Annotated in this window: 13 protein-coding genes; 5 read left to right on the forward strand and 8 right to left on the reverse strand. The window is 64.9% G+C overall.

Annotated elements, in window-relative coordinates:
* Window positions 1-56: 56 nt before the first annotated feature.
* The 3 genes from dusA to HMPREF2716_RS20270 form a co-directional block, all read right to left on the reverse strand.
* Window positions 57-1,055, reverse strand: coding sequence for a tRNA dihydrouridine(20/20a) synthase DusA (dusA, locus tag HMPREF2716_RS20260; protein ID WP_003104050.1), 999 nt, complete (start codon window positions 1,053-1,055; stop codon window positions 57-59).
* 592 nt (window positions 1,056-1,647) lie between these two features.
* The gene (locus HMPREF2716_RS20265; RefSeq protein ID WP_003104048.1) at window positions 1,648-2,241 is read right to left on the reverse strand and encodes a cysteine hydrolase family protein; all 594 of its coding nucleotides are present in this window, start codon (window positions 2,239-2,241) and stop codon (window positions 1,648-1,650) included.
* Window positions 2,242-2,268: 27 nt separating this feature from the next.
* Window positions 2,269-3,483: an MFS transporter gene (locus HMPREF2716_RS20270; protein ID WP_070621994.1), complete on the reverse strand. Its 1,215-nt coding sequence runs from the start codon at window positions 3,481-3,483 to the stop codon at window positions 2,269-2,271.
* A 104-nt stretch (window positions 3,484-3,587) separates the two neighbouring features.
* On the opposite strand from HMPREF2716_RS20270, the gene HMPREF2716_RS20275 reads away from it, so the two are divergent.
* From HMPREF2716_RS20275 to HMPREF2716_RS20290, 4 genes are all read left to right on the forward strand, one after another.
* Window positions 3,588-4,244 carry a GntR family transcriptional regulator gene (locus HMPREF2716_RS20275; RefSeq protein WP_003116580.1) on the forward strand — a complete coding sequence of 219 codons (657 nt, stop codon included), beginning with the start codon at window positions 3,588-3,590 and terminating at the stop codon, window positions 4,242-4,244.
* Between the two features lie 266 nt (window positions 4,245-4,510).
* A complete protein-coding gene (locus tag HMPREF2716_RS20280; RefSeq protein ID WP_003090863.1) occupies window positions 4,511-5,545 on the forward strand; it encodes a hypothetical protein in 1,035 nt (344 codons plus the stop codon).
* A gap of 80 nt (window positions 5,546-5,625) precedes the next feature.
* Window positions 5,626-6,222, forward strand: coding sequence for a hypothetical protein (locus HMPREF2716_RS20285; RefSeq protein WP_003104044.1), 597 nt, complete (start codon window positions 5,626-5,628; stop codon window positions 6,220-6,222).
* Window positions 6,223-6,315: 93 nt separating this feature from the next.
* Window positions 6,316-6,606, forward strand: a complete 291-nt coding sequence (locus HMPREF2716_RS20290) for a hypothetical protein (RefSeq protein ID WP_003104043.1) — start codon at window positions 6,316-6,318, stop codon at window positions 6,604-6,606.
* Between the two features lie 88 nt (window positions 6,607-6,694).
* Here HMPREF2716_RS20290 and HMPREF2716_RS20295 read toward each other — a convergent pair whose 3' ends face one another.
* The gene (locus tag HMPREF2716_RS20295) at window positions 6,695-7,180 is read right to left on the reverse strand and encodes a hypothetical protein (RefSeq protein WP_016852707.1); all 486 of its coding nucleotides are present in this window, start codon (window positions 7,178-7,180) and stop codon (window positions 6,695-6,697) included.
* Between the two features lie 434 nt (window positions 7,181-7,614).
* Window positions 7,615-8,694: a hypothetical protein gene (locus HMPREF2716_RS20300; RefSeq protein WP_070621995.1), complete on the reverse strand. Its 1,080-nt coding sequence runs from the start codon at window positions 8,692-8,694 to the stop codon at window positions 7,615-7,617.
* A gap of 243 nt (window positions 8,695-8,937) precedes the next feature.
* On the opposite strand from HMPREF2716_RS20300, the gene mcpN reads away from it, so the two are divergent.
* Window positions 8,938-10,533, forward strand: a complete 1,596-nt coding sequence (gene mcpN / locus HMPREF2716_RS20305) for a nitrate chemoreceptor McpN (protein ID WP_003114783.1) — start codon at window positions 8,938-8,940, stop codon at window positions 10,531-10,533.
* Between the two features lie 21 nt (window positions 10,534-10,554).
* Here mcpN and HMPREF2716_RS20310 read toward each other — a convergent pair whose 3' ends face one another.
* From HMPREF2716_RS20310 to HMPREF2716_RS20320, 3 genes are all read right to left on the reverse strand, one after another.
* Window positions 10,555-11,793 (reverse strand): M20/M25/M40 family metallo-hydrolase, encoded by a 1,239-nt coding sequence (locus HMPREF2716_RS20310; protein WP_003114784.1) that lies wholly within the window; start codon window positions 11,791-11,793, stop codon window positions 10,555-10,557.
* A gap of 66 nt (window positions 11,794-11,859) precedes the next feature.
* Window positions 11,860-12,327, reverse strand: coding sequence for a GAF domain-containing protein (locus HMPREF2716_RS20315; protein ID WP_003104034.1), 468 nt, complete (start codon window positions 12,325-12,327; stop codon window positions 11,860-11,862).
* Between the two features lie 114 nt (window positions 12,328-12,441).
* Window positions 12,442-12,660, reverse strand: coding sequence for a helix-turn-helix domain-containing protein (locus tag HMPREF2716_RS20320; RefSeq protein ID WP_003108924.1), 219 nt, complete (start codon window positions 12,658-12,660; stop codon window positions 12,442-12,444).

The raw sequence follows: 12,660 nt of genomic DNA on the forward strand, positions 1-12,660 counted from the left end.
CTTGGGAAGAAGAATCCCCCGACCTTACCCGAGCCGCAGGCGCGGCTCAATGGGAGCTATCGCCCCGCCAGAAGTTCCAGCGCCTGGTCGAAAACCCGCAGCGGATCGGCGGCCTTGTGCACGTCCACCGAGAGCAACTGGCGGAATCGCCGGGAGCCGGGGAAGCCCTGGGCCAGGCCGAGGATATGGCGGGTCACGTGATGCATCGCGCCGCCTTCGGCCTGGTGTCGCTCGATGTACGGACGCAGACGGAGCAAGGCCTCGCTGCGACTGAGCGGCGGCGCTTCGCTGCCGAACAACTGGCTGTCCACCGCGGCCAGCAGGTAGGGGTTGTGGTAGGCCTCGCGACCGAGCATCACGCCGTCGAAGGTCTGCAGGTGCTCGCGGCAGGCTTCGAGGGTCTTGATGCCGCCGTTGAGGACGATCTCCAGGTCCGGGAAGTCCTTCTTCAATTGCGCCGCGACCTCGTAGCGCAGCGGCGGCACCTCGCGGTTTTCCTTGGGCGAGAGCCCTTCGAGGATGGCGATCCGTGCATGCACCGTGAAGCTCCGGCAGCCGGCCTCGCGCACCTGGCCGACGAAATCGCAGAGCTCGGCATAGCTGTCGCGCCCGTTGATACCGATGCGGTGCTTCACCGTCACCGCTATCTCCACCGCATCCAGCATCGCCTTCACGCAGTCCGCCACCAGCGCCGGATGCCCCATCAGGCAGGCGCCGATCATGTTGTGCTGGACCCGGTCGCTGGGGCAGCCGACGTTGAGGTTGACCTCGTCGTAGCCGGCCTCTTCCGCCAGCCGCGCGCAGGCCGCCAGTTCCGCCGGCACACTGCCGCCCAGTTGCAGCGCCAGTGGGTGCTCGCATTCGTCGTAGCGGAGGAAGCGCTGGCGATCGCCGTGCAGCAACGCGCCGGTGGTGACCATCTCGGTGTAGAGCAAGGTGTGACGGGACAACTGGCGCAGGAAGAAGCGGCAGTGGCGATCGGTCCAGTCCATCATCGGCGCAACGGAGAAGCGGCGTGAGAGGGCGGCGGGGGCGTTGGTCGGTTCTGGGCGCATCGGGACTTCGGTAGGGGGAGCGGAGCAGGGCGAGGGATTTTATCAGGGATGGGGCCTTTGCCATATCGTCGGTAATGAGCAGTTCCACCCGCCCAGCGTCGGTGTCCGATAACCCGAGGCTTTCCAGCACGGCTCGTAGGCTGTCATCAGTACTTCGATTCGGATGATGTCTCCATCAGCCTCTCGACCTGGGCCGCCACCGTTTTTCAGTCACTGACCAGAATCTCCGCCCCTGGTACATCTTTCGTGGGGATGGACTCGATCGCCATTTTCTGGGGCGCTGCCAGGCAAAATGGTTGCCAGACCCGAGGAGGTAGTCGTTACCCTCCACTGGGCCTCTCTACATGCGCTCGACGATAGTATCGAGCTCCCGGATCTTGAAAGCCTTTTGGCAGGGAGGCGGGTTCCAGCCCAAAGGAGCGCTCCCGGTGAGTGGCCTTGACGCTACTGATGGTCAGCTTCGATAGCCCCGAGGAGTCGCCGAGCACATCGCCGATGCTTTTATCGGAGGTGGGATCGAGCGAGGGAAGTTGCCAAGGGTCTGGGCGGCGGTACGCGGGAACGACCGTTGCTTCTGTATGGCTGGCGCACTCTACATGCGTAGAGTTTTCGCCACTTCATCGATTTCGGTGATCGTGGCGTGGTCGGAAATGACTCTGGCCATGAGGTAGTCATGCAACTCTGCATCGCCATCGACACAGCCGTCTCTGAGCACAACCAACTGGTAGTCCAGATCGAACGCCTGGCGAACCGTCGTCAGCACTACGCCTGAGGTAGTGGCTCCAGCGATGAGCAATGTTTCAATATCATGCGCCCAGAGAAGCTCGTCCAGTTCCGTACCCGTGAAGGCGCCGACGCGACTCTTCGTAATGACCGGTTCGCTTTCGATCGGCTGCAAGGCGGCGGTGATCGCCAACCCGGGGCTTCCCGGTTCGATCAAGCCACTTTCACGTAGCTCGCGGAATAGCCTGTTGCGCCTGTCCATTGGCGGACCATCGGGCGGGCAGCCCACCGTTACATGAACTACAAGCATATCGGTTTGCCGTACCCTGGAAAGAAATCTGGAGGTGCGGGCCACTACCTCGGCTGCGCGAGGTGCGGGCACGAAGTTGTTCAGCACGAATTCCTGGAAATCCATCAGCAGCAGGGCGGAATTAAAGGGAGATTCAAGCACGAGCTCAGTCATGACGACCTCTGGGTGGTGGAAAACCGTCTAGCGGGTGGAGTGCCCAAGGGCTCGCCAGTTGAATAGCGCCCCTGCCAGCATCAACAGGCTGGTTACCAGGAAAACGCTGCGCATCCCGAACTGGCCACCGACGAACCCTCCGATTACCGGCCCGATTACCTGGCCGGCGAATTGCGCGGATAGCGACCAGCCCATTGCCGAGCCGACGAATCGCTCCGGGACGCTATGGCGGATTACAGCGGCCATGCACGGAAGCAGGCCGCCAAGCGCCATGCCCATCAGGAAGCGCAGGGCGATGAGTTGCCACCCCGCATATACGAAAGCCTGGGGAATCAGCAGGACGGCCGCGACGCTCAGCGCGGCTATCATGATGACGCCGTAGCCAATCCGGTCGGCCACCTTACCCAGATAGGTCGCGGAGATGATGCTTCCGAGCGCTGCCGCCGACATGGCCAGACCCGCCACAGACGTCACCCGCCTCGAGTCCTCGAGCAGCGTTTCGATATAGACGGTGATAATCGGTTCGACCGACATGTTGGCAATCATCAGCAGCAGGCCTGTCGCCAGCATGGCGAGGATCACCGCCTTGTTGGGCATATTCGACCAACCGACCTTGGGAGGTTCTTCGACGGCGGGGACGGAGGGGCGTGCAGTCTCGCGCAACATGAAGGTCGTGAAGACAAACGCAATGAAGATCAATCCACTGGCGCCCCAGAATGTGGCTCGTATGCCGATCAGAGGAGGCAGGAAGCCGCCAACCAGCGGCCCTAACAGATTGCCGGCCATCACGCCCGAGGAAAGAAGACCCAATGCCCATGCCGAACGGGATTTCGGAGCTTGCACCGCGACCAGGATCGTTGCCCCCGACGAGTCCCCGCCGGCGATTCCCGCCAACAAGCGCAAGCCGATGAATTGCCAGATATCGGAGGCCAGCCCCATCAGCAACATGGTGATCGCCATTCCCAGGCTGGCTCGGACCAGCATGGGCTTGCGACCGTAGCGGTCGCCAAGCATCCCCCAAAGCGGTGCTACCAACCCGGCGGTGACGAAAGTGGCGGCGTAGGCGATACCCGACCACTGCACGATTGCAGCGTGGCCCGATACCCCGAGTTGACCTATGTAGACCGGGAGGAACGGCAGGATAAGTGTCATGGCGAAGACGGTGGTGAAGGCTCCGAACAAGCACACGGCGAGGTTGCGTTGCCAGCAGTCGATAGCGGGTTCGTTCATGTTGCCTTGCATCAGCAGACTCCGATCAGAGACACTCGATACCACACAGTCAATTTGGTATACCAATTTGGTATACATTGACGTTGGCCAATGGATCTGTCAATCGGAGGCACCTAATGACGGTCATTCAGCAGGCTGAAGAGCGGCTGCGCCGCTTGATTCTGGATATGGAGATCGGCCCTGGAGAGCGCCTGACGGAGCGCTGGCTCGAAGGGCAGACAGGGGCCTCGCGAAGCTCTATCCGCACGGCACTGGTTCGTCTTGAGGCTGAAGGTCTCGTTGCGAGGGAGGGCCGGGGATGGCTGGTGCCGCCCATCGATCTTCAGGAAATAGAACAATTGTTCGTATACCGGGAGATGCTTGAGGTAACGGCAGTTCGCCTCGGTGGAAAAGAGGCGGAAGAAAGCTATCTCCGGGAGGGGGAGGCCATACTGGATGCGGTGCCGATAAATGCCTCGGCAGAAGAGACCGAGTCTGCCGGACGCCAATTCCACCTTTGGATTGCCGGTTTGGCCCGCAATGAATTCATCAGTCGGGGGCTCGGCGAGGCCCTGACGCGCCTCCAGCGTGTCAGATGGTTGGAGAGCCAACCGGAACATCACGGCTGGGCCGAGCATCGCGCCATCATCGCCGCCTTGAGGGCATGCGATATCGAACGCGCCGCGGGGATGGTCGAATCGCACGTCCGGGAGACAAGGGACCGGTTGCTGGAAACTCTCCGAAAAGACCGGCGCAGTCTCAGGGCACGCGGAATCACCATTCTTCCTGAGTGATGCCGGCCGGGCAGGGCGATTCAGTCTCGTTTCCCGAGGAGGGGCATGCCAGGCGGCGCCGATTCCGACGCCTGAAGGTCTGCAGCCGGTTGTGGGCAGTCTGATCGGGAGGAGCCGAACCAACGAGGGCCGGCGGGCCGTGGCAGCTCCTGGCCCTGCCGGTGTGCCCCTGCCGACCTAGTTCATTTGAAATATTGCGATCCAGGCTGGGGCCAGTAAGATGGGCCGTCCGACGACCCGCACCAGCCTCTATCAAGGATCGATGCATGAGACTGCCCCGCCCGCGTTTTGCCCTTTCCGCCGCCTTGCTGCTTTGCCTTTCCGGTTGCGTGTCGGAACTCGATTCGGGCGCCTATGGCAGCATGGACGATCCGCGCAACGCGCAGATGCTGGACCTGGTGGACCAGGCGCTGAAGGGGAACATGGCCGTGGTACTGGTGGCCGACGTGATGCCGCACAAGTCCCTGAGCGATGCCCTGACCATGACCCAGTGGACGCCAACGGCGATCTGGGAGTACGAGAAGGACCCGAAGGTGACCTTCGGCCGCAAGTTCCAGACCAACGCGCTGCAGCGGAAGCCCGACGAGACCTATCTGTTCAAGGCCTTCGAGGTGCATATCCTGCCGCCCGGCAAGTACCTGCTGACCGGCGGCGACGACTACCAGATCCATGGCTTGCTCGACCAGGTCGGCGCCCGCAGCGGTCCGCCCGGTTCGGGCCATGGCGCCAACGGCACCGCGTACCTGTCCCCCGAGCTGTATCGCGAGTACTACCGGGAAGAAGTCTGGAAAGATGCCACCTATGGCAGCGAGATCAAGACCGAGAAGGTCTGCACCGCCGTGCATGTGGCCTCGGGCGCCTGCGTGAGCTGGGGCGAGCAGCAATACACGCAGACGACCCAGGGCTCCCAGGCCGGCTATTACCAGCAGACCGACTCCCGCGACGTGCCCTCGATCAAGGTCCAGGCGCGCCTGCCGGTCGACAAGGCGCTGGCCAGCTTCACCGTGCAGGGCGGGCAATTGCTGCTGGCCCCGCGCATGCACCTGAAGACCCCCGGCTACAAGTACCAGCAGTCGAAGTGCCGGGCGATCGATCCGAAGAAGATCGAATGCCCATTGGAAAACCTGACCGTCTACACCTGGCCGGCGCCGATGGACTTCAGCCAGTCCCTGATCGCCCAGCGGGCCCTGAGCGACAAGCACCGGCAACTGCTGTCCAGGCTCCAGCCCCTGCAGATCACGCCGCTGCGCAAGCAGGGCATGGAAGACCCGGTCTGGGGCGTGCCGCTGTCATTGAAATAGCGGGTGTTCGCTCAGGGGCGCGCCGGGTGCCGCCCCTATCCACGATCGGCAGGGAAGCATTTCCCCACAAGGAAGGTGACATGAACGTATATCGCAAGGTTTCCCGCAGTGCCGCGACTTGGCTGTGCGCCGCGCTGCTGGCCGCATCCGGCCATGCCTGGGCCGAAGACTGGTGGGTGGTACACAAGGGCGACGACCCTGCCGAGCTTGACGTGTTCCTGGCCGATGCCGATTCGCTGGCACCGGTGCCGGGTATCGAAAACGCCTGGCAGTTGCAGATCGCCATGCTGTTCGACTCCTTCCATCTACTCAGCGCGCACCAGTACCGCTGCGATACGCGAGAGGTGAAGGTGGTCAACGCCAAGACCTTCTCCAACAACGGGCAACCCACGAACCTCCAGTTCACCTTCGCCAAGGGCTGGACCCCGCTGCCCAACGAAAGCCATGAGGCTGTCCTCCAGTTCATCTGCGCGCCGCAGGAGCGCGAACGCAATGGCATGCGCTCCACCGGCAGGGGCGTGCCATTGCAGGCGGTGATCACCGCCGTCGGTATGGTCGAGATGGAGCGCGCCCAGGCCAATCTCGCCGAGGCCCGGCGCAAGCTCGAAGAGGCCAAGAGCGATCGCGTCATGGGCGAACTCGATCGTCTGCTCGGCAACGAACCCCGGAAGCCCTGAGCCGCTCTGACTGAAGCAGGGTGAGGCGAGGCGGATCGGGCCGTTTTCCGGAGCGATCGGCGTAGGTCCGGAAGGCGCGTCGGGAGGGTCTCGATGAAGTGGTATAGCCGCATCAGCCTGGGACTCAGCCTCGCGGTCGCGAGCGCTTTCCTGGTGGCGTACTGGCGATCGCTCGTCAGCCATAGCTATCCCAATATGAATGCGCCTGGGCTGATCGCCTACCTGCTGGTCTTTCCTGCCTGCGCCCTGTTGCTGCATTCCCCTGCGTTGGCATTCGTGCTCCAGCAGCGAAAGCTGGGAAGCGCTCGCGAAAGAGCGCTGCAATGGACGATCAACCTGGCGCTGTGGATGGCGCCGCTTTGTTTCATATTTGCCAGTCTTTAATCAGGCACTCGCGGGTGTGTAGCTCGAGTAAGCGGACTGCTTTGACATCTCCTGCTGCGGCGGAATACAAGTGCGTCCTTTGAGTCGCTCAGCGCTTCGGCGCAAAGACCATCTTCACCGGCGCATCGCGCTTCAGGCGCGAGCCGTTCGGTTGGTTCCCGGGCTCGAAGCTAGGGTGCCAGGCCCTGAGTTCCGTATCGGACAGCCACTCCAGTTGCAATTGGTCCGCGGATGCGCGCAGGTCGAATTGCGCCAGCGACCGCACGACTGCATGGCACTTTTCCGATTTCCCGGTTTCGAGGAGGGAGACCTGTATTTCTTCGCCCCAGGTGATCGAACCTTTCTCCGGGCATTTCCGAACCTCGACGTGGTATTGCCCGTTCGGGGACGGCAGGTCGGAAATCAGCTTGTCGGGGCCGCACGCGGCGAGGAGTACGCTCAGTATCAGCAGGGGGCTTTTTTTCATCCATGACCTCTGTGGAAATCTCGGAAAGGAATTCCTCTCTTTTCCTGGCGGAAAATGGGCAGGAAGCGGGCCTGCCCATCCTACGCGCGGACTGCTGGATCTGCCCATGGGCGATCCACAGCTTCGTGCACGAGCGATATCAGATGGCGCTGAGCGATTTCAGGATCAGATAGGTGCAGATGAGCACCCCTGCCATGGACAACAGGCCCAGGGCGACAATGCTGAGTTTCATCGGGTTTCCTCGTTGAACTGCGATGGGCTGCTGTATCAAGGAGGGGAGAGGCAGCAGGCGGGGGGAAAGCCCCGGAGGGATGAGCGGCCCCCGGGGCTTTGGTGACCACCATAGGAGAAAGTCACATTGATAAGGCTAGCCCTGTTTCGCTGTGCGGCAAGCGAAGCGGCATCGCTTTTCCCGCAGGATCGGGAAAATGCCTAGCCATACCGCAGTGATGGCCACGGAGGGTCCATGCGCCTCGTCCATTTCCTGATTGCCCTTCCCGCCGCGCTGCTGGCTGAGCCTCAGATAACCGCGCGGCGCAGGTTCAGCGTTCGTCGCCGATCTCCAGTTCGATGAAGTCGATGACCCCTGCCGCGCGGTTGTCGAGGCGCTCAAGTTCCTGGCCGTCCAGCGTCTGCAACAGCGAGACGCCGTGTTCCAGGCGCTCGCCGGAGGCATGCGAAGCGGCTTCGCGGGTAGGACTGAACAGCCAGGCGTGCGGATGTTGCGCGGGCCAGGCGGCGCGGGGTGAAAGGCTGACCTCGGTGCCTGCCGGGTAGTGCCAGGCGCCCAGTTGCAAGGCCTCGGCGAGGACCGTACCGCCGAGGCCGTACAGGCGGCGGTCGCGGTCGAAGGCCAGGGCGCCGCCGCTCAGCGCGATGCCGCGCACCGACACCCGTTGCCCGGTTTCCGGCATTACCCGCCAGCGCTCGGCGTCGCGGTAGCCGTCGGTGTAGACCATGCCATCGCTGGCGAACAATCGCGCACCGGCGGGGAAGTCGATGTCGTCGGCGCGGTTGCCGATCGCCAGGCTACAGCCTTCGAAGGCGGCGGGACGCCCGTCGCGCTCGCTGGCGAAGGCGATTTCCTGGCTGGCGTCGCAACGCCAGCCTTCGATCTCGGCGACTCCCTCGCCACGCAGGCGCAGCGAAGTGGGATGGACGCCGGTGGTTTTCCATGGGTCCTGCGGGTTGTCCTGCTCGCTCTGCAGCCAGCGTTGCAGGTGGCGGGTGGCGACGCCGCGGATCGTCACCGGGGTGGGGAATTCGGCTTCTCGGAAGCTTTCCGGCTGGTGCTTGAGTTCCAGCTTCAGCCGGGTGCCGGCAGGCATCTCGATGCCTCCGAGGCGGGTAGGGCGCTCGAGCACGGCGCTGTGCGCGGCTTCCTCGCGTGCACGTTCGCGCTCGTACTGCCAGAGACCGATCTCCAGCCAGGCGCGCAGTCCCAACGGGATCAGCAGGAGCAGCATCAGCAGGCCGCGGCTCGGCCAGCGGCGGCGCAAGCGCTGGCGCGCGCGCGGGCTGAAGGCCAGGAGCGATAGCCAGACCAGCAGCCAGATGCCGGCGACGAACGACGACAGGTAGATGAGCGGGACGATCAGGGGAAGAGGGGCGACGGGGATCACGCGGGCGTCCTTGCGGGTTGGGTTCCATGACGTCTCCGGCGCGGCGTGCCGGGTACCTGCCAGAGTTTACAGGGCGCGTCCCGATGCCGCAGCGGCAAACTGTCTTCAGGCCTTGTCCGCCGGGGGCCACGCCCTGGAGAGGGAGGCGCTCGGGGATGGAGTCGGCGAAGTGCCGATTCAAGCCCAGGCGCGACGGGCCGATGGGGTGGTTATCGGTTTCTGTAGTCCAGTGGGGAAAAACCAATGAACGAAAGCGTCGCCAGGGTGTTCGATCGGATTCTACGGGGGCTCGGGTTGAAGACCCTGAACGCCCAGTTCCTGCTGTCCTATGCACTGATGTTCGGCCTGGCCGCCTGCGCCTCGGTGGCGTTGTACCTGAGCATGTCGATCTCGCCGGAAACCATCAACGTGGCCGGCGCGCAGCGCATGCTCAGCCAGAAGATGGCCCGCGAGGCGCTGCAATTGCGACTCGGCGCCGGCGACCCAAAGGCCCTGGCCGCGACCATCGCCCAGTACGAACGCTCGGCCGCCGATCTGGATGCGGGCAATGCCGAGCGCAACGTGAGCCGGATGGGCGCGCCGGAGATCGCCGCCCAGCGGCAGAAGGTGGCGCAGATCTGGGGCCGCTACCGGGCCATGCTCGACCAGGTGGCACAGCCTGCCAGCCAGGTCGATCTGCGCGGCTTCTCGCAGTATTCCACCGAGCTGTTGGGCGAGCTGAACAACCTGGTCTCGCTGATGAGCGCGCGCGCCGACAGTGTCCAGCACACCCAGATGTGGATCGCCTTCGGTTGCCTGTTGGCGATCCTGGTGCTGGTGGTGCTCGGCCGGCAGTTCGGCCTGGCGCCGCTGATGCGGCAGTTGCGTGGGTTGGAAGTGGCGCTGACCGAGGTCGGCGCGGCGAACTTCACCCATGCCCTGGCGGCGGGCCATGCGGACAACGAGATCGGCCGCATCGTCGCTGGCTACGAGCGGATGCGCCAGGACGTCAGCGGTTTGCTGGCGAACGTCAAGCGCAGCGCGGCAGAGACCGACAAGGACGTGGCCGAGGCCCTGGAGCAGGCGCTCGGCGCCGGCGACCAGGTGGCGCGCCAGCACCAGGACCTGGACCAGGTGGCCACCGCGATGAACGAGATGAGCGCCACCGTGGCCGAGGTCGCCCGCCACGCCAACCATGCGGCGCACTCCACGCGCGACGCCGCGGCCCTGGCCCACGAGGGACGGCGTCTGGTGGAGCACGCCAGCAGCCAGACCGGTGCGTTGGCGGAGGAACTGGAGCAGACCGCCCTGGCGCTGAACACCCTGCACCAGCATGCGGGCAGTGTCGGCCAGGTGCTTACGGTGATCAGCAGCATCGCCGAGCAGACCAACCTGCTGGCGCTCAATGCCGCCATCGAGGCGGCGCGGGCCGGGGAGGCCGGGCGCGGCTTCGCCGTGGTGGCGGACGAAGTGCGTTCGCTGGCCAACCGTACCCAGCAGTCGACCCAGGAGATCCAGGGGTTGATCGAGCAGTTGCAGGACGGCGCCAACGATGCGGTCGCCGCCATGCGCGGTAGCGCCAGCCATGCCCAGAGCAACCTCGTCGAGGCCGACAGCGCGGCCCAGGCGCTGGGGCGCATCGTCGCCACGGTGGAAGAACTGGACGGCCTCAACCAGCAGATCGCGACCGCCGCCGAGGAACAGAGCCAGGTGGCCCAGGACATCGACCGCAACATCACCAACGTCTCCGGACTCTCCGAGCAGGCCCACGAAGGGACCGCCGCAGTGCTTTCGGCCAACCAGAGGGTCAAGGAGCACATGGCTGGCTTGCGCGTGGTGCTCGGCCGCTTCCGTACCTGAGGCTGGCTGCGGGCGTCGGCGCTAGTCGGCGGACAGCTCGCGGATCAGCGCCACCGTCAGGTACAGGCGGGGGGCGATGCTGGATAGTTCGAGGTATTCCGCCTCGCTGTGCAGGCCGGCGCCGACCACGCCGAGGGTTTCCAGCACCGCCGGTTTGTCGCTGCCGGGCACGTAGGCGTAGCCGGCGTCCGTGCCGAAGCGCATGGCGATCGGCTCGATGCGCTTGCCGATTCGGCCGTAGAGCGTCTGTGCGGTTTCCGCCAGGCGCTGCGAGGCGGGGTTCTTCACCAGAGGCGGACGACCCTTGTCGAGACGCAGACTGACTTCGGTATCGGCGACCAGGCGTTCGCCGGTCAGCTTCCGGGCGTCGGCCAGTACCCGCTCGCTCTCGGCCGGGTCCGAGTAGCGCATGTCGGCTTCCGCCGAAGCCTCGGCGGGAATGATGTTGCGCTTCTCGCCGCCCCTGGCGAGGGTCCAGTTCAGCGTGGTGCCTTTCGCCGGATCGCCGAGGTCCTTGAGACGCAGCAACTGGTGCGACAGTTCGAGAATGGCGTTGCGGCCTTGCTCGGGTGCCGAGCCGGCATGGGACGAGCGACCCTTCACCTCGAGCAGCAGGCCGTCGATGCCATTGGTGGCTACCGTCACTGCGTCCCGGTCCGGCGGCTCGTAGGAGAAGACGTAGTCCTGCTGCCGGGCCAGCTCGGCGATCAGTTGCTTCGAGCCGGCGGAGCCGGTCTCTTCGTCGGGATTGAACAGCACGGTGATCCGTCCGTAGTCCCTGAAGCCTTGCTGCCTGAGCAGCGCCAGGGCATGCAGCACCATCGCCACGCCGCCCTTGGCGTCGGCCACGCCGGGTCCGTAGGCGCGCTCCGCGTCCTCGCGGAACGGACGCTTCGCCGCGCTGCCGGCGGCGAACACGGTGTCGTAGTGAATCATCAGCAGGAAGCGCTTGCTGCCGGTGCCATCGAGGGTGGCCACCAGGTTGTCGCCGGCCGAGGGCGTCGCCGGTGCGCTGCGGACTTGCGCGCCGAGCGCCTGCAGGCGTTCGGCGAGCAGCGCGGACAACTGGCCGAGGCCTTCGGCCTGGCCGGTACCGCTGTCCACCGCGACCAGTTGCCGGAGCGTGTCGAGGTAGGCCGGGCGTTCGGCTTCGGCCTGGCGCAGCAGCTCGGCGGCTGGCGTGTCGGCAGCGAAGGCGGCGGGCGAAAGCAGGAAGGCGAGGGCGAGCGGCAAGAGGCGGGGCAGGCGGCGGGCGTGCACGGAAGGTCCTCGTCTGGCGGGCGGAGGCGGCGCGGTTGTGCGCCGCGGTATCCGATTGACCTTAGGTCATGAGACGGTTTCCGCCAGCAGCGCCTCGACCTTGCGCCGCAATTCTTCCAGCAGGGCTCGTTCCTCGGCCGAATAGTCGCGCGGTCGGCTGTCGAGTACGCAGACGGTGCCGTACGGGGTGCCGTCGGGCGCATGAACCGGATAGCCAAGGTAGTTGCTCAGGCCGAACTCGACTTCATCCTCGTTGCCGGCCCATTCCGTCTCCTGGCGCGAGTCGCGCACGTGCAATGGGGCGTCGCGGTCGACCACGCGTTCGCAGTAGAGGGGTTTGGCGCCGTCTTCATGGACGCTCTTGCGGCCTTCGGCGCCGATCGGGTAGGTGTCCTCCAGGCGTCCGGCGGAGGCCTCGACGCGCATGTGCCGGGGCAGGGAACGCATGATCAGCACCGACGGCACGTCGAGCCGGCGGGCCAGTGCGTCGATATCCCGGCGCAGGGATTCGAATCGTTCGGAGGATTTCGCCATGCCCGGCCTCGCCCATGTCTGGTGGATGAACCGCGACTGTAGCGGCGAAAGGGGGCTTGGCCTAAATACCCTTTGGTGCGCTCCCCCTCGCTCGAGCGCATAAGCGCCCGGCTGTCACTCCTCGGTCGGGCCGGGCAGGTACTCCAGCAGGTCTCCCGGCTGGCACGCCAGGTAGGCGCAGATGGCCTCCAGGGTAGCGAGGCGAATGCCCTTTACCTTGCCCTGCTTGAGCAGCGACAGGTTCTGTTCGGTGATGCCGATGGCCTGGGCCAGGTCCTTGGACCTGGCCTTGCGCAGGGCGAGCATGACGTCCAGCCTGATTTCGATGGGCAT

The sequence above is a fragment of the Pseudomonas sp. HMSC076A11 genome, from assembly GCF_001810205.1.
In the GTDB taxonomy this organism is placed as follows: Bacteria; Pseudomonadota; Gammaproteobacteria; order Pseudomonadales; family Pseudomonadaceae; genus Pseudomonas; species Pseudomonas aeruginosa.